This window comes from Streptomyces vilmorinianum, assembly GCF_005517195.1.
Lineage (GTDB): Bacteria > Actinomycetota > Actinomycetes > Streptomycetales > Streptomycetaceae > Streptomyces > Streptomyces vilmorinianum.
This window is the reverse complement of the sequence record NZ_CP040244.1, coordinates 419,270-438,320: the sequence shown is the minus strand read 5'-3', so window position 1 is coordinate 438,320 and position 19,051 is coordinate 419,270. Positions and strand designations below refer to the sequence as shown.

Below are 19,051 nucleotides of genomic sequence, written 5' to 3'. Positions count from 1 at the left end.
TCAGCACCCTTCGCCCACGAAGTCGTCGATGCGTGCGGCGATGTGCGCCGCTTCGGTCACGCACAGCCGCAGGCCGTGCTCGTCGGAGTCCATGACCTCGGCCGTCAGCTCGCCGGTGATCGCCTCGCGCCAGTCAGGGAACGTCTCGTTGTCCTTCGCCAGGAGCATCAGCGCGTCCACGTCGAACGGCTCGGGCCGGTAGGTCTCCAGGGCCCGCGCGGTCGTACGGAAGGCCTTGTGCAGCCGCTCGGCGAAGCGCAGGGCGCCGTCGCCGTGGGCCTCCCAGCCGGCGCCGAACAGGGCGGCCGCGATCTCGCGGTAGACGCCGTCGGGGGTGGCGTCGGCCGGGGCGAGCGGCGGGTGCTCGGTGTGCGGGGCGGCGATCCGCAGGACGTCGTCGCGGTACTCGACGAGCCGCTCCGCCTCGTCCACCTCGGGGGCCGAGCCGTCGAGATAGCCGTCGACGATCACGAGCTTGCGCAGCCCGAGCCCGCGCTCCTCGGCGATGCGGGCGATCTCGTAGCCGATCACCCCGCCCGCGCAGGCGCCGACGAGATGGAAGTCGTCCTCGCCGAACTCGTCCTCGATCAGGTCCGCGTAGAGCTCCGCGAGCTCCCGCATGTCGTCGGGCACGTCCACAGCGCTGATGTGCGGGGACTGGAGTCCGTAGCAGCCCCGGTCGGTGCCGAGCAGCCGTACGAGGCGCGCGTAGCCGTCGACGAGACCGAGACCGGGGTGGATGAACAGCAGCGGGGTCCGTGAGCCCTGGTTGCTCATCCGGATGATGGCCCGCTCGGTGTTCGCGGCCTGCGCCGACGCCTTGTGGGCGCTGAGCGCGCCGATCGTCCGGTGGCGCAGCAGGTCGCCCATGTTGAGCGCCCAGCCCAGGCGCTGGTTGATCTGCTCGATGGTCACCAGGGCGAGGAGGGAGTCGCCCCCGATCGTGAAGAAGTCGTCGTCGAGGGCGACGGACGGCCGGTCGAGGGTGGTCTTCCAGATCTCGACGAGGGTCTGCTCCACCAGGCTCTGCCCCGGCGCGACCTCGGGCTCGTCCGTCTCGTCGGGCGCGATCTGCCGCGTAGTCACAGCGAACTCTCTTTCGCGTGGGTCGGGTTCGGGTCGAATGCGGGTCGAATGCGGGTCGGATGCGGGCCTGGGGCAGCAGGTGTGCCCTAGGGGGTGTCCGGTGGATCAGGGCCGGACAGGACGCGGCGTCTGGTGCGGTGCATCGCAAGGCGCCGGAATGACCTAATAGCGGAGCTATTCGGGCTTTTCGGCAACGCGGCCAGGTGCCGTGCCAGGCGTCGCGGCCCCGGCCAAGATCCGCCGGACACCCCCTAGGCCCAGCCGCCCGTGAAGTGGATGACGTCGCCGGTGAGGAAGTCGGCGGACCCGCTGCCGAGGAAGACCACCAGGTCGCCGATCTCCTCGGCGGTGCCGAGCCGGCCCGCGGGCAGCAGGCCGCGCAGCTTCTCCCGGCCCTCGTCCGTCTCCCACTGCTCCGGCGGGTAGTACGTCTCGCTCCGCAGGAAGTTGGGCGCGATCGCGTGCACGGTGACGCCGTACGGGGCGAGTTCGCGCGCCGCCGCCCGGGCGTAGGTGGAGGCCCCGGCGCGCAGCGAGCTGTACACCGAGAACCCGGTCTCGGGTCGCAGCGGGGCCGCCGAGGTCAGCACCACGATGTGCCCGCTCCCCCGGCGCTTCATGTGCGCGGCGGCCTTGGCGATCACCGTCGCCGGGGTGACGAGCAGCGCCTCGGCGGCGCGCCGCAGCTCGGCCGGGTCGGCCTGGTCCACCGGCAGGTAGCGGGCCGGGTGGACGTCGTTGCTGACGACCAGGTCGAGCCTGCCGTACCGCTTCACCGCCTGCCCGACCGCGCCGGGCGCGGTCCTGGCCGCGCAGGCCACCGCGCCGTCGCGGCCGTCCTCGAAGGCGGCCCTCGCGGTCTCGTCGAGGAAGCTCTCGTCGTGGCAGAGGACGGTGTAGCCGGCCTTGCGCAGTGCGTCGACGGAGCCGGGCCCGGCGTAGCGCGTCGCGTGGGTGACCACGGCGACGCGCTCGGCCGGGGCGGCCCCCGGGGTGTCGGCGCTCACGCCCGCCCACCGCCGATGAACGCGCGGATCATCGTGTAGATCTCCTGGTCGGGGATCAGGATGTCGTGATGGGTGCCGGACTCGCGCTCCGCGACCGTCACCTCGCCCGCCACGAGCGAGCCGAAGTGGTGCGCCGTCTCCGGGTGCGTCATCCGGTCCGTGCGGCTGGTGGCGATGAGCACCCGCTGGTGGATGCGGCGGGCCGCCTGGTTCGCGTCGTACGCCATGAGCGCGTAGTTCTGCTTGGCGTACCGGTGGAACAGCTCCACGTCGCCGTACGGGTAGAGGATGAACGGGGCGAGCCGCGGCTCGACGCCGAACAGCATGTTCGGGTCGAGGAACAGGTTCAGCGTCTCGCGGGCCCGGCCGGGGCCGGACGCGGCCCCGGCGAGCACGCTCTGGAACTGCTTCTGGAACGGGGTGCGCATGACCCCCTCGCCGAAGTTCAGATCGGGGTGGAGGACGGTCAGCGTCTCCACCCGGTCGCCGAACTCGGCGGCCGCGGCGAGCGCGACCGGCGCGCCGCCGCAGATTCCGACGAGGTGCGCCCGCCGCAGCCCGTACGCCGTGAGCAGCGCGCCGGCCAGGGCGGTCTCCTCGGCGAAGTCGCCCTCCGGGGTGTCCAGGGAGCGCCACGACCCGAAGAGGTACGGGTTCTCGTACGTGATGACGAGACGGTCCGTGGACAGCTCCTCCAGCCAAGGCCGGAACAGGGCGGCCGGCACCCCGGAGGGCAGGACGAGGACGATCGCCTCGTCACCGGCCGGCCCTGCGGGCTCCGCCGGCCCGGCCGAGAAGGCGTCGAAGGCGGGTACGCCCTCGGCCTCGATCCGGCGGCGGCCGGGGAGGGAGGCGAGCCCCGCCGGGCCGCCCGCCGACCTGACCCACTCCCCCGAGCTGTCGGCCACCGGCCGCCAACTGCCCATCTCCAGGTCGCAGTAGGTGCTGAGGGCGACCTCCAGGCTGGACGGCCGGTCCGGGGCGGGCGAGACGAAGCGGGGGACCGTCAGGCCGTACGAGGAGCCGATGGCGGCCAGGACCTCGTTGCACCGCGCGACGGCCTCCGGCCCGTACTCCTCGCCGGCCCGCTCGCCGACGGGGAAGACCCGCAGGGTCTGCGCGGCCGCGCCGAGCAGGGGCTGGCAGAGCTCCAGGACCTCGGCCACGCTCAGGGTTGTGGTGGTCATCTCAGAACTTCATCCCGCGGGTGGTCTCGGTGACCATGCGGTTGCCGGGGTTCCTGTTCTCGCCGCTGACCAGGACGCTGCCGTAGCGCTCCAGGCTGATCCGGCCGCCGTACTCCTCGATGTGGTCGCTGCCCGGGTAGACGGAGACCGAGGAGGGCACGTAGCGGGAGGCGAAGCCCATCCGCATCTCGTTGGTGAGACCGTCGTGCGGGTGCGAGGCGTGCATCAGCGTCGACCAGAAGATGATGAACTGGCCCGGCTCCATGATCTGCGAGACGGCGGCGTCCTCGTCCGGCTTCCAGTCCGGGTCGACCTGCAGCTCGCGGTAGTCGTAGCCGAAGAAGCCGCGGCGCACACCGTCCTTGTCGACCCCGTTGATCGAGTTCGGGTCGTAGTGCATCTTCTTGGTCTCGTCGTAGTTCATCTGCTGGTGCGTGCCGGGGATGAACTGCAGACAGCCGTTCTCCACCTTCGCCTCGGTGAAGGCGGACCAGACGGTGATGGTGCCGCCGAACTCGGCGTTGTCCGGCCACAGGATCTGCGGGGTGCCGGAGGCGTTGGCGAAGGTGTCCGCCTGGTGCCAGTCGGTGCCCTCGTCGCCGGGGTGCTTGGGGAAGAACTCCGTACGCCAGCAGATGACGTCCGGGCCCAGGATGGAGGCGACGCGGTCGACGATCTCGCGCCTGCCGATGTGGGCGGCGAGGAAGTCGTTGTCGAGGTGGCGGTCGTAGTTGGAGATGTTGGTGGCGCCGGAGAGCTCGTCGTCCGGGTAGACCGCGTGGCTGCGGTCGAGCATCTGCAGCCGGGTCCTGCGCCAGATCTCCCGCATCTCGTCGGGCTGGTAGAGCGTGAAGGGACCGATGAATCCCTGCCGGTGGAAGGTGGCTATCTCTTCCTCGGAAAGGGCGAACGACTTCTGGGCCTCGGTGGTCATTCCGCTACTCCTAGTGGGAGACGAGGGCGAGCTGGTTCTTGACGGCGGCCGCGAGGGCGGCGATGTTCGCGCCTTCCGCGAGGGTGCCGACATTCAGGCTGAGCTTGAATCGGTCGTTGACGACGCTGAGCATGTGAATCAGCGAGAACGACGTACCGCCGAGGTCGAAGAATTCGTCGGTGTCCGCGATGGCGTCGGTGCCGAGCACCTCCGCCCAGATGCCGCGCAGGGTCTCCTCGACCGACGTCGTCCGCTGCTGCTGGTGCTGGGCGCTGTGGGCGGTCTCGGCGAGCCTGAGCTCGAGCCGCTTGCGCAGCACCGACTCGTCGAGCTTGCCGTTCACGGTGACCGGAAGCTCGTCGATGGGCAGGTAGGCCGAGGGGGCCATGTAGGCGGGCAGCGCGGCGGCGACGGCGTCCTTCAGCTCCTCGGCGAGCCGCTCGCTCGCGGCGCCCGCCTCGGTGACGGGGTAGGCGACCAGGCGCGGGTCGCCGGGGCCGAAGTCGGCGGCGAGGACGACCGCGTCCCGTACGGCCGGGTGCTTCTTCAGTACGGTCTCGATCTCGCCGGGCTCGACGCGGTAGCCGCGGATCTTCAGCTGGCGGTCGGCGCGGCCGGCGTAGGCGAACACGCCGGGGGCGGTCTGCACCCCGCGGTCGCCGGAGTCGTACCAGCGTGACGTGGTGCCGTCGGGCTCGGTGCGCTCGAAGAAGCGCTCCGCGGTGAGCTCGGGGTGGTTCAGATAGCCGCGGGCGACACCCGCGCCCGCGACGTGGATCAGGCCTTCCTCGCCGAGCGGCAGGGAGTTGCCGTCCTCGTCGAGGATGTCGACCCGTAGGTCGGAGATCGGCTCGCCGATCGGGCTGAGGCCCTCGCCGGCCAAGTCGGCGGCCGAGATCCGCTTCCAGGTGACGTGCACGGTGGTCTCGGTGATGCCGTACATGTTGACCAGGGCGGGCGTGTCCAGGCCGTGCCGGTCGGTCCATGGCGTGAGCGCGCGGTAGTCCAGCTTCTCGCCGCCGAAGACGACGTACCGCAGGCTGAGCGCCCCGGCGTCCGTGTCCGCGTTCACGAGGTTGCGGAAGGCGGACGGCGTCTGGTTGAGGACGGTCACCCGCTCGCGGCGCAGCAGCGCGTGGAAGGCCCGCGGGTCCCGGGCGGTCTCGTTGTCGACGACGACCAGGCGGCCGCCGTGGAGCAGGGCGCCCCAGATCTCCCAGACGGAGAAGTCGAAGGCGGCGGAGTGGAAGTTCGACCAGACGTCGGTCTCGTCGAAGCCGAAGACGGGTGCGGTGGCGGTGAAGAGCCGGACCGCGTTGCGGTGCTCGACCAGGACGCCCTTGGGCTCGCCGGAGGAGCCCGAGGTGAAGATCACGTACGCGAGGCTCGACGCGTCCGCGGCGGTGTGGCCGGCGGGCGTGGCCTCCGGGGTGTCCTCCGGGGTGTCCGCGTCGGTCTCGGGCAGCGCGTCCACGAGGACGGCCGTCCGGCCGCCGGTCAGCGCGGCGGTCGCCGTGCTCGCGACGACCACACCGGCGTCGCAGCTGCCGAGGACGAAGTCCCGGCGCTCGGCGGGGTAGGCGGGGTCGACCGGGACGTACCCCGCGCCGGCCTTGAGGATGCCGAGCAGACCGACGACGAGATCCGTCCCGCGCTCCACGCAGAGTCCGACCCGCTGGTCCCGCCCGGCGCCGGCCGCGCGCAGGGCCCGGGCCAGCCGTCCGGCGCGCGCGTCGAGTTCGCGGTACGTCAGCTGCGACCGGCCGTCGGTGACGGCCACCGACTCCGGGAATCGCGCCGCGACCCGCTCGAAGTTTTCGTGCAGGGTGAGCGAATCGTCGAGCGATTCGCTGGAAATCGCACCAGGATTCATAGACGTGGAGCCTTTCCCAGTCATGGAGCGGAAGTTGTTCGGAATTCGCGGCAATCTCGGTATTCCCGACCGCCTGTCGCCCTCATGAATGTGTCAGCCGACGAAGGGGCCCTTCAAGGGAATCCCCTGGCACCAAGGTGCAGTGGCTGCAAGTGGCCACGTGGCTCACGGCCGGTGACGGTCGTCGACGACGGAGACGACGCCGTGGCAGAGCCCCACGTCCCGGCCCTCCCGTGGCACCCTCAGCTCGACCCTGACCCGGCCGGCCGGGGGCCGCAGCAGGAACCGGACGGCCGCGAGGACGCCCGTACCGGCCTCGGGGGCGGAGGCGGCGGAGACGAAGACGACGGAGCGCTGGTCCGGTTCCTCCGGCAGCCTGGGCCGGTAGACGTGCTCCACCTGACAGCTGGAGACCTGGGGGACCACTCTGGCCAGCTCACCGGGATCGATCCGCGCCTCCCCGAATTCGCCGGGCGGGACCTCGAGATGGATGGCGTACATGGCAGAGAGAATCCCAGCCGATTCCCCCGGTACGTCCTGAAGATCCGGGCAGCTTGGTGCCATGGCAGCAAAGGGCCCGCCGGACACGAAGCCGTGGGAAAGGCAGAGCCGTCAGAGCCAGCCGGCCCGTTCCGCGAGAACGCCCGTCTCGAAGCGGCTGCGCGCGCCGAGCCGGTGCGAGATGCCCGACATCATCCGGCGGGTGGTCCGCAGCGACAGACCGAGCTTGCGGGCCGCCACCTCGTCGGTGTGCCCCTTCTGCAACAGCCTGAGCAGCTCGATCTCCTGCTCCGACGGCGCGTCGGCGGCGGGCCTCGGCCGCCCGTGCAGCGGGGTGGCCCGCTCCCAGACCATCTCGAACAGGGCGAGCAGCGCGGTCACCACACCGGGCGCGCGCAGGATGACGGCGCCCGCCCGGGTGTCCTCGGGGCTCACCGGCAGCAGCGCCACGGACCGGTCGGCGATCAGCATGCGCAGCGGCAGCGAGGGCATCGTGCGTATCTCGCCGCCGAGTTCGGCCAGCCACCGGGCGTACTCGGTGGTGGCCCGGTCGTTGCGCACGGAGTCCAGATAGATCGTCCGCAGCTTCACCCCGGCGGAGAGCGTCTGCTCGTCGAGCGGACGGCTGGCCTCCAGCGCCTCGGGGCTCTGCGCGCCGCCGGGCATGAAGGCGAGGATCTCGGTGTCGGCGTGCCGGGCGAGTTCCGAGAGCCGGGCCCGTACCTCGTTGACGCCTTCGAGCTGCTCGAGACCGGCGTTGTGGTGCCGGGCGTGCTGCGAGGCGTAGATCGCGGTCAGTTCGGCGGTGGCCGCCCGCATGGCCGCCAACTCGAGTTGCCGGGAATGGATTTCGGTTTCCCGCCGGTGAATGTGAGCGGCGAGACCGACCTCGGGACTTATGGGCGCGACATCCGTGGCGTCCTTGGTGGGATAGAGCATCGAGAGCTCCGCCAGCTTGTCCAGACACTCCCGGACCGCCGCTTCCTCGACACGTAGCTCCTCGGCGATCTCCGCGAGCCCCCAGCGCGGCTCGCTGATCACCAGGCGGTAGACGTCGACACAGGTCTGGTCCTGCCCGATCAGCGCCGCCAACGACGAGAAGTCCGTGACCGGTCGCGTCCCGCGGCACGGGTCGGCGAAGCCCCCCATTGTCCCCATCCTCACTCAACGGGTCGATACGCGCTCGAATCCTTTAATCGCCCCGCATCATTCGGCGCCGGACGGTCGATTCCGGTACGGAGATCAGGGCACCCTTTCGGGTGAGTGACGTTACAGGACGGCAGCGGGAATGGGCACTGCACCAAATCAGGGTTTTGCAGGCGGACTTCTGGGAAACGCGGACACCTGATGGAGGGCGAAGGAAACGGGCCGGTCGGGGACGCCGAGGAGAGCGCCGGACCGGCCCGTGCTTCGACTTCGAATCCGTCAGGTCGTCACGGGGGCGGGCGTCGTGTTCGTCTCGCCCCCGGTGAGGACGAGCCCCGCGCGGTCGGCGACATGGGCCGGCGGTTCGATGCCCGCCGGCAGGACCGGGTCGGCGAGCGGGGTGCCGAAGGTGGTGACGACCGGCAGCACCCCGGCCCACAGCCCCAGTTCCGCGTCCGGGCTGTCGCCGTCGTCCGGCGGGCCGCCCGCGGTCTTCACTGAAGCCTCGGTGAGGTCGAGGGCGAGCAGCGAGGTCGCCGCCAGCTCCTTGCGGCTGGGCTGCCGGGCGTACTCCCACTGGCCCGGCGCACACTGCTCGGTGAGCGCCCGCAGCCCGCGCAGCTTCTCCTCCGGGTCGGTGACCAGGCGCGGGACGCCGTAGATCATCGCGCAGCGGTAGTTCACGCCGTGCTCGAAGACGGAGCGGGCGAGGACCAGTCCGTCGACGTGCGTCACCGTGACGCAGACCGTGGCGTCGGGGGCCTGGACCAGGCTGCGGCTGGCGACCGAACCGTGCAGATACAGCCGGTCGCCGTCGGTGCCGTACGCGGTCGGCACGACCATCGGCGTGCCGTCGACGGTGACGCCGAGGTGGCAGAGGAAACCGGCGGCGAGCACCGCCTCCAGATCGGCGCGCCGGTGGCTGCCCTTGTGACGCATCCGGCGCAGCCGGGTCCGCTCGGTGGGGGCCAGTTCGTCGGGGGCGGTGCTCATGGTGTCCTCTTCGTCGTGTGCTGAGTCTTCTTCCGGGTTCTACGGGCTTCAGCCGCGCATCGCCACCGGTGCCCGCCTGTCGGAACGCCGGCCCGCGGCGAGCGAGTCGCAGATCTCGCCCGCCCGTACGGCGGCCATCGACAGCAGGTTCGCCGTGATGCCGTGGCTGTGCTCGGTGCCGCCCATCAGATAGACGCCGGCCTCCAGCTCCGGTCCCGTCCGCACCCGGTAGTCGCGCCGCACCCGCAGGCGCCCGTCCTCGTCGCGCTCGCAGGCCGCGTTCAGTTCGCCGAGCAGCCGGGCCGGGTCGGGCTCGGTGTAGCCGGTGGCGTATACGACGGCGTCCGCGGTCATCGTCTCCGTCTCCCCCGTGGCGAGGTTGCGCACCTGGACGCGCACGCCGTCGGGGCCCTCCTCGACCTCGGTGAGCCGGGTGACGCCGAGGATCCGCAGGCGCTGCTCGCCGCGCACCTTCTCCTGGTACGAGCGGCGGTAGAGCTCCTCGATGAGGTCCATGTCGACCACGCCGTAGTTGGTGTTGCGGTGGTAGTCCATGAGCGTGCGGCGCACGGACGGCTCGGCCGCGTGGTAGAGGTCGACGGCCTCCGGGTCGAAGATGCGGTTCGCGTACGGGCTGTCGTCGGCGGGGCTGTAGCCGTACCGCGTGTGGACGGCGACGATCTCGGCGTTCTCGTACGTACGGTGCAGGTGGTCGGCGATCTCGGCGGCGCTCTGCCCGGCCCCGGCCACGACGAAGCGGCGCGGGCTCTCGGTGGGCAGCGCGGCGAGGCGGTGCAGGAACTCGCCGCTGTGCCAGAGGCGTTCGGAGGACTCGACCCCCTCGGGAAGCCGGGGCACGAGACCGGTTCCCAGGACCAGGTTGCGCGCCCGGTAGGTGACCGCCTCGGCCTCGCCGAACGCGGCGACGTCGACCTCGACGACCGGGCCGGCCTGGGCGGCGGGGCGGATGGCGGTGACCTCCAGGCCGTAACGGACCATGTGGTCCACGCCGTCGGCTGCCCACCCGAGGTAGTCGTGGAACTCCTCGCGGGTCGGGAACAGCACCTTGTGGTTGATGAAGTCGACCAGCCGGCCCCGGTCGTGGAGGTAGGGCACGAAACCGAAGCGGCTGCTCGGATTGCGCATCGTGGCCAGGTCCTTGAGGAAGGAGACCTGCATGGTGGCGTCCGGGATCAGCATGCCGCGGTGCCAGCCGAAGGACGGCTGCTTCTCCAGGAAGACGGCGGTGAGCTTCTCCTCCGGCGCGGCCTGCTCGTTGTACTCCTCGATGGCGATGGCCAGGGCGAGGTTGGCGGGGCCGAAGCCGACGCCGACGACGTCGTAGACGGGCGTGGTCTCGTTCATGGCGGTGGGCCTTTCGGGTCGGGTCAGCGGGTGGAGGTACGCCGGTGGGTGGCGGCGGCGCAGCCGGCGGCGAGGAGCAGCGCGAGGAGCAGGCCCGTACCGGCGAAGGAGAGGAAGACGGCGGCGATCACCAGCGTCACGACGGCGGTCGTGCGCAGGGCCCGCCCGGTGCCGCGGGCCCGCAGGGCGGCGCCCGCCGCGGCGACGTACAGCAGCAGGAACGCGCTGCTGGTGACGATGAGGACGAGCTCCTCACCGGTGCCGGTGAGGGTCAGCGCGCCGAGGACGCCGGTGTAGGCCAGGGCCAGGACGACGGTGGCGGGCACGGGCCGGTCGGCCAGGGCGCGGGGCAGGATGCGGTCGCGGGCGGCGGCCCGTACGACACGGGTGGCGCCGAGGACCCAGGCGTTGGTGGCGACGACGGCGAGGCCGAGGGCGAGGAGGTCACCGGCGACGGCGCCGGCCTCGCCGAGGGAGGCGCCCAACAGGGCGGTGATGACGACGGGTTCGTCGCCGGGCACGGCGAGGTAGGCGGCGGTCACCGCCGCGTAGAGCAGTCCGACGATGGGCACGGCCCAGCGGATCGCGCGGCGGTAGCTGCGGGCGGGGTCGTCGACCTGCTCGGCGAGGGTGGAGACGTTCTCCCAGCCGAGGAAGGAGAAGAACGCGGTGACGACGGCGATGCCGACGCCGCCCCAGCCGTGTGTCAGGAACGGGGTGTACTCCCCGGTGTCGAACCGCGGCACGGCGAGCGCCACGGCCCCGCCGAGCCCGAGCAGCAGCACGACCAGCGACGCGGCCTGCACGCGGGCCCCGGCGGTGAGGCCGATCAGCGTGAACGCGGCGGACAGGGCCATGAACCCCATGGCGACCGGATACACGGGTCCGTCGGGCTGCCCGAGCAGGCCGAGCAGACAGCGGGCGGAGACGATGCCCATGACCGGGTTGCCGATCACGTACGTGGCGACGAGCAGCAACGAGGCGGCCCGCCCCGGCCGCGGCCCGAACCCGGCGCTCACCATGGCGGCGAGACCGGAGGCGTCGGGCCGCCAGGCGGACATCTCGGCGAAGAACCGCGCGAACGGATACGAACTGAGCGCGAGCACGACCCAGGCGACCAACGAAGCCGGCCCGGCCTGCCGCTCGGTCAGCCCCGGCACCAACAGGATGCCGGTCCCGACGAGACTGCTGACATAGAACACGACCAGGGCCCGTACCCCGAGGGGTCGGGCACCGGCGACGCCGGCCGCGGAAGGCGCTGACGCGGATGGGGCGGGGCGGGCCATGAGGTCCGTCATGGGTGTCACCTCCGGTGGGAAGGGGGTGGGCGGGGGGGCAGGGGTGCTAGGCGGTGCGGGTCGGCCGGCGCCGGCCGGAGGCCGGTGGTGGCCGGAGGCCGGTGGTGGCCGGAGGCCGGTGGTGGCCGGAGGCCGGTGGCCGGTGATGGCCGGAGGCCGGTGGTGGCCGGAGGCCGGTGGTGGCCGGAGGCCGGAGGCCGGTGGCCGGAGGTGGCCGGAGGCCGGTGGCCGGAGGTGGCCGGAGGCCGGAGGCCGGTGGCCGGAGGTGGCCGGAGGCCGGTGGCCGGACGTGGCCGGAGGCCGGTGGCCGGAGGTGGCCGGAGGCCGGTGGTGGCCGGAGGCCGGTGGTGGCCGGAGGCCGGTGATGGCCGGAGGCCGTGGCGCCCGAGCGTCCCGGGGCCGCCGGGCCGACGGCCCGCGCGGTTCCCGGCACGGCCGGGGTGGTCACGGTGCGGTGGTTCCGACGCGGACCGTGGCCGTGACGCCCCGGCGTCACGGGGTCGCCGGGCGGCAGCCCAGGCAGGCGCACGGTGGGGTTTCAGGTGCCCGCCAGGGCGTCCAGGGCTTCTGCCGCGGCGAGTTCGGCTGCCGCCGGGGCCGTTTTGAAGCCCGCGCCGGACCAGCCGGTGGCGAGGACGATGCGGCTGCCGGAGCGTTCGCGGCCGAGGTGGGGCAGGGAGTGCGGGGTGTACAGGTCGACGCCCTGGCGGCCGCCCAGGAAGCGGGTCGCCGGGTCCGCGAGCCAGGGCCAGCGGGTGGACGCCCCTTCGCGGATGTACGCCACGTGCTCGTCGGTGAGGGTGTCCTCGCCGCCCGCGGGTACGTCCCACTCGTCGACGGGGCGCCCCGCCATGTACCCGCCGGCCGCCTCCCCGGTGACCTGGGGCCGCCCCCAGACGCCGGTCACCATGTCGACTACGGTCGGCAGTCCGGCCGTGTCGGGGTGGTGGAAGAACCCGTACCGGATGCTCTTGGTGCGCCCCGCGTCCGAGCCGCTCAGCCGGTGCCCGGCGATCGCCCCGGTGCCGCTGCCGGCTGCCAGGACGACGGCCAGGGCATCGACGGGCCCGCCGGGTTCCAGCAGGACCCGTACCCGGTCGGCCCCGGGCGGCGCGACCAGTTCCCGTACGCGCGCCGGCAGCAGGACGGCCCCGTGGGCGAGGGCGCGGTCCCGGTAGACGCGGGCGGTGCGCGGCGGATCGGCGTAGCCGCCCTCCGGTTCCCACACGGCCGCGGTCACCCCGTCGACCGCGAGCCCCGGGAACCGTTCCCTGAGCGTCCCCGGCGCCAGCAACTCGGCCGGGACACCGGCCCCGTTGAGCTCGGCGACCCCCTTCTCCGCCTGGTCCAGGTCGGCGTCGCCGCAGAGCACGAGCGACCCGGTCGGCACGAAGCCGTACGGTCCCGGCACGAGCGCGGCCGGCCCCCAGGCCAGCTGGTGGCTGCGCAGGGCGAGCCCGCGCAGGTACGGGTCGGCCTCGAAGGCCCGTACGAGCCCCCCGGACCAGGCGGTCGCATGGTCCCGGCGCCCGTCCATCGGCGCGACGAGCGCCACCCGCGCGCCCTGCCGGGCGAGTGCGGCGGCGGTCGCGGCGCCGACGACTCCGGCGCCGACGACGAGCACGTCATAGGCCCGGCCCTGGTGACCGCCACCCCCGCTCGGGGCGCGCGGCGGGGGCGGGACGGGGCTGATGTCCCAGCCGACGCTTCCCTCGACGGGCTCCCCGAGCGCGGTGAACCCGCGGTCGGCGTGGGCGCGTACGGCGGCGAGCAGCGCGCGGCCGGTCCGCTCCGGGTCCTCGGCGAGGGCGCGGGTGGCCGCGGCGAAGGCGGCGGTGACATGGACCTCCGGCCCGCCGCGCATCCGGGCCACCTTGGCGGCCCGGCTCGCGTCCCCGAGGAGCTCGGAGAACTCCTCGACCGCGCAGTCGTCGGTGAAGTACAACTCCCCACCGAACCCGCCCGCCCGCCACTCCCGCCCGACCCGCGCGGCCCCACCATGGGTCCCGCACACGACGAGCGCGCTGAGGCCGGTGAGGTCGGTGAGGTCGGCTGCGTCCTGCGGCCCGTCGACGATCTCCGGCACCGGCGCTGGCGCCGACGCCCGTACCGCTCCGACCGGTCCCCCGCGCACGACGAGGGCCGACTCGGCCGGCACGGGCACCGGGCCCTCGACGCCGCTGGAGGCGGCGGTGACGTCCGGGCGGCCGCCGCCGTACGAGACGACCGGCACCCTGTCACCACCCGCCGATCCGGCCGGGTCGGCCTGGGCATCCCGCGGCCCCGCGAGGCTCGCCGCGAGGCCGGTCACGAGGCCGGTCACGACACCGTCCGGCACGGCGCCCGTCGCCGGGCCGCTGCCGTCCGAGACCACCGGCCCCTTCGGCAGCGCCACCGCACCGGCCGCGAGGCCGGAGCCCGGGCCCGCACCGGCGGTGGGCCCCGGCGCCCGGCCGCCATCAGAGCCCGGGCCCGCACCGGCGGTGGGCCCCGGCGCCCGGCCGCCATCAGAGCCCGGGCCCGCACCGGCGGCAGCCGCCACCCGTGCCCCGGCGTCCCCGGGCCAGGCCTCCCGGACCAGTCGCGCCAGGCCCTCCCCGTACGCCGTGCCGTCGTGGGTCACGGCGATCCGGGTGTGGCCCGCCGAGCGGACCGCCGCCAGCAGGGAGGTCGCCTGGGCGCGGTCGTCCGGGCACCAGCGCAGGACCGTGCCCGCGCTGTCGGTGAGCAGGTCCGGCGTCGTGGCCAGGGGCAGCAGGACGGGCAGTCCGCCCGCCCGGTAGACGGGCAGCGCCGCCCGCGCGCCCGCGCTGTTGAAGTGGCCGATCACCAGCGCGTGCCGGCCCTCGGCGACCACGGCCTCGGCGATCCGGCGGGCCGTCTCCGCCTCCCCGCGGTCGTCGTACAGCTCCCAGTCGACGGCCCCGTGCACCGCGGCGGCCCGCTCCAGGTGTTCGCCCCAGGCGGCCCGGGGGCCCGAGAAGGGCCCCACGACCGCCCCGCGCGGGCGGGACTCAGCCACTGAAGACCGCCCCGGGCCAGGCCGCCACCCGCGCGCCCGCCGCCATCGGCGTCAGGGACGCCGCGTCCACGGGCCGTACCGCCGGGAGGCCGAGGAGTTCCGCGAGCCGGGCGGAGCCGTACGGCAGCGCGGGTGCGGCCCACGCCGACAGGGCCGACGCGACGGCGAGCTGGGCCGCGAGCGCGGCACGGTACGCCGGCGCGCCTCCCGGACGCTCCTGCTCGAAGCCGTTGACGTGGCCGAAGTCCTCGGCTAGCGCGACGACTTCGTCGAGCAGCGCGACCGCGCGCCGCGCGTCGTAGCCCTCGACGCCGTACGCCTCCCGCAGCTGGCCGACGGTCTCGGTGAGCCGGGCGCGCAGCCGCTCCCAGGCCGCCCCCCGCGGCGCCTCCGCCGGGACCACGCCCCCCTCCTCGGCGACGGCGGTGAACAGCCGGCCGAGCCAGCCGTCCCACCGGTCCGCGAGCCGGGCGCGGCTGATCTCCAGGGCGGCCGAACCGAAGCTGGTCTGACGGCCGTTGGGCCGGTCCGACAGGACGTGGTAGCGCAGCACGTCCGCGCTCGTCCGGGCCAGCTCCTCGTGTGCCCAGATGGCGTGCCGCCGGCTCGTGGAGAACTTCAGCCCTTCGAGCCGGTAGAACTCGTTGACCACGAACGCCTTCGGCAGCGCGATCTCCGCGTCGTACGCCCGGAACGCCGCCGGGAACAGCAGGGCGTGGAAGTAGCCGTTGTCGAAGCCGAAGAACTGCACGGGCGCGGGCGCGGGGCCGGTCTCGCCTGCGCCGGTCCACTCCAGCAGATAGCCGGGGGCCATCTCGAACCACACGTAGATCCGCTGCTCGGTGAAGCCCGCGACCGGCACCGGCACGCCCCACTCGGAGGGGTGGCTGACGGCGATCTCCGGCAGCCCTTCCTCCCGCATCCGCTCGCACAGCGCCCGCAGGTGCGGCGGCATGTCCACGTCCTGCCAGAAGGCGTCGAGCCGCTCCTCCCACGGCGCGAGGGGGAAGTAGAGCCGTTCGCAGTCGCGGAGTTCGGGGGTGGCGCCGCAGGCGGTGCAGACCGGGTCGGTCAGGTCGGCGCAGTCGTTGGGGCGGCCGCAGGGCTCGCAGGCGTTGCCGTTGGAGCCGGAGCCGCAGTGCGGGCAGTCGCCCTTGAGGTACGCCTCGTACAGCCAGCGCTCGCAGCCGGTGCAGTACGGCAGCGGCCGCGTCCGGGCGACGATGTGCCCGGCGTCGTACAGCCGCTGGAAGAACTCCTGCACGGCCGACCGGTACCCGACGTCACGGCGCGGGCGGACGATCGCGTCGAAGTCGGCGCCGGCCTGCCGCCAGACGGACTCGATGGACGCGCCGTAGCCGTCGGCGACCTCCTCGCCCTTGCGCCCGCCGTCGCCCAGGCCGCGGACGGGGACATAGCTCTGGTGGTCGTCGAGGCCGGTGGTGTACCGGACGGTGCCGGTCCCCTCGGCCGCCAGGAAGCGGCGCAGCACGTCACCGGCGAGGTACGGGCCGGCGAGGTGGCCGATGTGCAGGTCGCCGTTGGGCGTGGGCGGGGTGGCGGTGATCCAGTGTGTCGCGCTCACGCGGCGACCTCCTCGTTCTCGGTTGCGGTACGGACGGCGGGCTCGCGCAGGGGCCAGTAGAGGGAGACCCAGCTCAGCTCCTCGTCGCCGGTGTTGTGGACGACGTGCTCCTGGTTACGGGGCAGGACGACGATGTCGCCCGCGCGGAACGGCGGTTCGAGCGTGCCGTCGAGGGTCACGCTGCCGGTCCCGGAGAGGACGATCATGACCTCGTCCTGGTTGTGGCAGTCGGGGTCGGAGTCGCCGCCGGGCGCGAGGAAGCAGGCCATGGCGCCGACCGGCGGCTCCTTGTCGCCGCCGGGCCACGGGATGAGCCGCTGGCAGGCGAGGCCGAACTCCTCCTGGGCGGAACTGCGGTCGATGCGGAAGCGGTTGGCCATGGCGGCTCCTGTGCGGTGGACCCGCCGGGCCGGCGGGGTGGCGGGGGTGGCGGGAGTGGCGGCGGTGGTGGTGCCGTACGGAGTGACGGCGGCGGCCGGCTCACCCGGGGGCAGGATCGGTGCGGTGAAGGGCATACGGGTCTCCTGGTCAGGGCGACGGGTACGGCGACGGGTACGGGTTTGCCTCAGCCGGCGTCGGCGTGGGGGTCGAGCCCCCGGACCGCCGCCAGCGGGATCCGGGACAGACCGGCCATGACCTGGCGCGGCCCGGCGCCCCAGCCGTATCGCCGCTTCAGCGGGGCGACGTGCGTGGCGATGAGTTCGAGGAGCGGGCCGAGGTCGGCCGGCGCGGTGCCGAGCAGGGCGAGGAGCTGCTCGGTGCGGGTCATCCCCGCCCCCGGGCCGATCCCGTGCACGGCGGCGTCCTGCCAGGTGGCGCCGGCGCTGCGGGCCACCACGGTGTTGTGCAGGGCGAAGCCCTGGTTGTCGTGGGCGTGGACGCCGACGGGGGCGGGCACCGCGGCGCGGGTGGACTGGACGAGCTCGATCACCCGCTCGGGGCGGAACGAGCCGAGCGAGTCGACGAGGAAGACGGCGTCGAGCGGCCCGAGTGCCGCCGTCTCGCCGAGACAGCGGTCGAGCTCCGGGTACGAGGCGAGGTCGATCTCGGTGAGGAGCAGACAGACACCGAACCCGGCGTCGCGCAGCCGCCCCAACGGAACGGCGGCGCCCGCCACTTGGTCGTAGCGGACGGCGACGCGCACCAGGCCGACGGGCAGCGGGATGCCGGCGATCCGATCGGCGATCCGGTCGGCCGCCGCCGCGGCGGCGCCGTCGCCCGCCGGGAGTTCGGCCGCGTCGAGCAGGACCGCGAACCGCGGCCCGTACCGCGCGACCGGGGTGGCCGGGGCGGGCGGGACGACGGGGAAGACGTCGGGCGGCAGTTCGGCGCAGGGCGGCCGGCCGGCCGGATCGTGGACGCGCCCCAGCTCGATCACGTCGATGCCGAGCCGTGCGCAGACCGCGAGGTAGTCCACGACCAGCCGCGGTGACGGTCTGCCGCCGGTGAGCTGCCCGGCGGTGCGCAGGGTGCAGTCGAGCAGCGTCATACGGTCATCCCCAGCCGGTGTCGTTCGTGGCGTTCGTGCCCGCGCCGGGGGCCGGAGCGCCCCAGCCCGTGTCGTAGGTGCCGCTGACGACCGAGGCGCCCCAGCCGGTGTCGTCCGTACCGGCGGCGCCGTTGCCGGCGAGCTGCGCCGCGGCGACGGTGGCCAGGCCCGCGAGGGCGGTGGTCAGGGTGGCGAGCACGGTGTTACGGATCCGCCGCTTCATGTCGTCTGCTCTCTCTTCCGCGATGAGTAAGTCCGGGTGACTTCAGGCAATTTCAAGGGATTTCAAGCGTGATGCGCGGCTCGCGTGCTTCACGAGCTCTGTGAGCTTTGACCTTGTGGGCGGTGAGATGAACGTATCCGCGTTCGCATGCCTATGGGGATCGCCGTATGGATCATTAGGCTGCATGGCAGGAAGAGGACGGCGTCGCAAACAGGGGGATCCATGGATGCACCGGACATAACGCAGAGGGGGGAGGGCCTCGCGCCCGAGGATCCGCTGGCCCGCGTGTACATCTGCGCGCTGGGCCGCGATCCCGCGCACCCCGCGCACCCGGCGGAGCTCGCCGAGGAACTCGAACTGCCCCTCGCCCGCATGGAGTCCGCGGTGGCGGCCCTGCTCGACATGGGCCTCCTGCGCCGCACCCCGGAGCGGGCGCTGCTCCCCGTACCGCCGGACGAGGCGGTGCAGCGCACCCTCGGCCCCCTGGAGCGGGAGATGCGGGCCCGGCGGCTGCACCTGGAGCGCACCCGGGAGCAGCTCATGGCCTTCATGCCGCTCTTCGAGTCCCGTCTCGCGCAGCTGACGCACCTGCGGCAGGCGGAGTACATCGAGGTCCTCACCGACCTGCGGGCCGTGCGCGAGGCCATCACCGAACTGGGCCGCACCTGCGAGCGCGAGGTGATGACCGCCCAGCCGGGCGGCGGCCGGCGGGCCGAGGTCCTCGAAGAGGCCGTCGCCCGCGACGAGGAACTCCTGCGCCGGGGCGTCCGGATGCGCGTCCTCTACCAGCACACGGCCCGCTTCTCCCCCGGAACCTGCGCCTACGTCGAGCGGGTCGGCAGACTGGGGGCGCAGGTGCGCACCCTGGACGACGAGTTCATGCGCATGCTGGTCTTCGACCGCAGCACCGCCGTCATCCCGGTCCCCGACGACCCGCACGCGGCCGTCCTCGTCCGCGAGCCGAACCTGGTGTCGTTCATGACCGGGGCCTACGAACGGCTCTGGCTGGAGGCGCTGCCGTTCGAGACCGAATGGGACCGGCAGACCATCATGGACATCTCCGACGAGCTCAAGCAGACCATCGTCCGCCTCCTCACGGAGGGCCTGACCGATGCCGCCATCGCCCGCCGCCTGGGCCTCTCGGTCCGCAGCTGCCGCCGCCACGTCGCCGACGTGATGGCCGCGCTGGGCGCCGAGAGCCGCTTCCAGGCCGGCTACCTCCTGGCCCAGCAGGAACGGGATGTGCCCCCGGCCACGGCCACGCCCGCCAAGGCCGCGACCGCGACCTAGACCACCGAGACCTAGGCCTAGACCGCGACCTAGACCGCGACCGCGACCGAGA

At 73.4% G+C, this 19,051-nt stretch carries 16 protein-coding genes; 1 reads left to right on the top strand and 15 read right to left on the bottom strand.

Features of this window, described 5'->3' with window-relative positions; all coding sequences use genetic code 11:
• From FDM97_RS02195 to FDM97_RS02125, 15 genes are all read right to left on the bottom strand, one after another.
• Positions 1 to 1,086 carry a thioesterase domain-containing protein gene (locus FDM97_RS02195; RefSeq protein WP_137988575.1) on the bottom strand — a complete coding sequence of 362 codons (1,086 nt, stop codon included), beginning with the start codon at positions 1,084 to 1,086 and terminating at the stop codon, positions 1 to 3.
• Positions 1,087 to 1,337: 251 nt separating this feature from the next.
• Positions 1,338 to 2,093, bottom strand: coding sequence for an SDR family oxidoreductase (locus tag FDM97_RS35655; protein WP_175439014.1), 756 nt, complete (start codon positions 2,091 to 2,093; stop codon positions 1,338 to 1,340).
• Positions 2,090 to 3,280, bottom strand: a complete 1,191-nt coding sequence (locus FDM97_RS35650; RefSeq protein WP_175439013.1) for an alpha/beta fold hydrolase — start codon at positions 3,278 to 3,280, stop codon at positions 2,090 to 2,092. The genes FDM97_RS35655 and FDM97_RS35650 overlap by 4 nt, the downstream gene beginning before the upstream one ends.
• Before the next feature lies 1 nt (position 3,281).
• The gene (locus tag FDM97_RS02180; protein WP_137988574.1) at positions 3,282 to 4,214 is read right to left on the bottom strand and encodes a chlorinating enzyme; all 933 of its coding nucleotides are present in this window, start codon (positions 4,212 to 4,214) and stop codon (positions 3,282 to 3,284) included.
• A 10-nt stretch (positions 4,215 to 4,224) separates the two neighbouring features.
• Entirely contained in the window at positions 4,225 to 6,087 is a 1,863-nt protein-coding gene (locus tag FDM97_RS02175; protein WP_137988573.1) for an amino acid adenylation domain-containing protein, read from the bottom strand.
• A gap of 165 nt (positions 6,088 to 6,252) precedes the next feature.
• Positions 6,253 to 6,588, bottom strand: coding sequence for a hypothetical protein (locus FDM97_RS02170; RefSeq protein WP_137988572.1), 336 nt, complete (start codon positions 6,586 to 6,588; stop codon positions 6,253 to 6,255).
• Between the two features lie 111 nt (positions 6,589 to 6,699).
• Entirely contained in the window at positions 6,700 to 7,737 is a 1,038-nt protein-coding gene (locus FDM97_RS02165; protein ID WP_137988571.1) for a helix-turn-helix transcriptional regulator, read from the bottom strand.
• A 276-nt stretch (positions 7,738 to 8,013) separates the two neighbouring features.
• Positions 8,014 to 8,727 carry a pyridoxamine 5'-phosphate oxidase family protein gene (locus FDM97_RS02160; protein ID WP_137988570.1) on the bottom strand — a complete coding sequence of 238 codons (714 nt, stop codon included), beginning with the start codon at positions 8,725 to 8,727 and terminating at the stop codon, positions 8,014 to 8,016.
• Positions 8,728 to 8,775: 48 nt separating this feature from the next.
• Positions 8,776 to 10,092, bottom strand: coding sequence for a lysine N(6)-hydroxylase/L-ornithine N(5)-oxygenase family protein (locus FDM97_RS02155; protein WP_137988569.1), 1,317 nt, complete (start codon positions 10,090 to 10,092; stop codon positions 8,776 to 8,778).
• A 23-nt stretch (positions 10,093 to 10,115) separates the two neighbouring features.
• Positions 10,116 to 11,390 (bottom strand): APC family permease, encoded by a 1,275-nt coding sequence (locus FDM97_RS02150; RefSeq protein WP_137988568.1) that lies wholly within the window; start codon positions 11,388 to 11,390, stop codon positions 10,116 to 10,118.
• 538 nt (positions 11,391 to 11,928) lie between these two features.
• Positions 11,929 to 14,412, bottom strand: a complete 2,484-nt coding sequence (locus tag FDM97_RS02145; protein ID WP_137988567.1) for an FAD-dependent oxidoreductase — start codon at positions 14,410 to 14,412, stop codon at positions 11,929 to 11,931.
• Positions 14,405 to 15,997 (bottom strand): class I tRNA ligase family protein, encoded by a 1,593-nt coding sequence (locus FDM97_RS02140; RefSeq protein ID WP_137988566.1) that lies wholly within the window; start codon positions 15,995 to 15,997, stop codon positions 14,405 to 14,407. The genes FDM97_RS02145 and FDM97_RS02140 overlap by 8 nt, the downstream gene beginning before the upstream one ends.
• The gene (locus tag FDM97_RS02135) at positions 15,994 to 16,512 is read right to left on the bottom strand and encodes a cupin domain-containing protein (protein ID WP_137988565.1); all 519 of its coding nucleotides are present in this window, start codon (positions 16,510 to 16,512) and stop codon (positions 15,994 to 15,996) included. Before FDM97_RS02135 ends, FDM97_RS02140 begins: the two co-directional genes overlap by 4 nt.
• A gap of 50 nt (positions 16,513 to 16,562) precedes the next feature.
• Positions 16,563 to 17,486, bottom strand: coding sequence for a beta/alpha barrel domain-containing protein (locus FDM97_RS02130; protein ID WP_137988564.1), 924 nt, complete (start codon positions 17,484 to 17,486; stop codon positions 16,563 to 16,565).
• Positions 17,487 to 17,490: 4 nt separating this feature from the next.
• On the bottom strand, positions 17,491 to 17,709 hold the full coding sequence (locus FDM97_RS02125) for a hypothetical protein (protein ID WP_137988563.1): 219 nt from the start codon (positions 17,707 to 17,709) through the stop codon (positions 17,491 to 17,493).
• Positions 17,710 to 17,931: 222 nt separating this feature from the next.
• Between FDM97_RS02125 and FDM97_RS02120 the strand changes: the two genes are divergently transcribed.
• Positions 17,932 to 18,999 carry a helix-turn-helix domain-containing protein gene (locus tag FDM97_RS02120; RefSeq protein ID WP_137988562.1) on the top strand — a complete coding sequence of 356 codons (1,068 nt, stop codon included), beginning with the start codon at positions 17,932 to 17,934 and terminating at the stop codon, positions 18,997 to 18,999.
• The last annotated feature ends 52 nt before the right edge of the window (positions 19,000 to 19,051 follow it).

Excerpts from the sequence above, each read along its gene's own strand:
- FDM97_RS02130 (WP_137988564.1), bottom strand. The coding sequence starts at position 17,486 with ATGACGCTGCTCGACTGCACCCTGCGCACCGCCGGGCAGCTCACCGGC.
- FDM97_RS02155 (WP_137988569.1), bottom strand. The coding sequence starts at position 10,092 with ATGAACGAGACCACGCCCGTCTACGACGTCGTCGGCGTCGGCTTCGGC.
- FDM97_RS02175 (WP_137988573.1), bottom strand. The coding sequence starts at position 6,087 with ATGAATCCTGGTGCGATTTCCAGCGAATCGCTCGACGATTCGCTCACC.
- FDM97_RS02150 (WP_137988568.1), bottom strand. The coding sequence starts at position 11,390 with ATGACGGACCTCATGGCCCGCCCCGCCCCATCCGCGTCAGCGCCTTCC.
- FDM97_RS02135 (WP_137988565.1), bottom strand. The coding sequence starts at position 16,512 with ATGCCCTTCACCGCACCGATCCTGCCCCCGGGTGAGCCGGCCGCCGCC.
- FDM97_RS02160 (WP_137988570.1), bottom strand. The coding sequence starts at position 8,727 with ATGAGCACCGCCCCCGACGAACTGGCCCCCACCGAGCGGACCCGGCTG.
- FDM97_RS35650 (WP_175439013.1), bottom strand. The coding sequence starts at position 3,280 with ATGACCACCACAACCCTGAGCGTGGCCGAGGTCCTGGAGCTCTGCCAG.
- FDM97_RS02180 (WP_137988574.1), bottom strand. The coding sequence starts at position 4,214 with ATGACCACCGAGGCCCAGAAGTCGTTCGCCCTTTCCGAGGAAGAGATA.
- FDM97_RS02165 (WP_137988571.1), bottom strand. The coding sequence starts at position 7,737 with ATGGGGGGCTTCGCCGACCCGTGCCGCGGGACGCGACCGGTCACGGAC.
- FDM97_RS02170 (WP_137988572.1), bottom strand. The coding sequence starts at position 6,588 with ATGTACGCCATCCATCTCGAGGTCCCGCCCGGCGAATTCGGGGAGGCG.
- FDM97_RS02120 (WP_137988562.1), top strand. The coding sequence starts at position 17,932 with ATGGATGCACCGGACATAACGCAGAGGGGGGAGGGCCTCGCGCCCGAG.
- FDM97_RS02125 (WP_137988563.1), bottom strand. The coding sequence starts at position 17,709 with ATGAAGCGGCGGATCCGTAACACCGTGCTCGCCACCCTGACCACCGCC.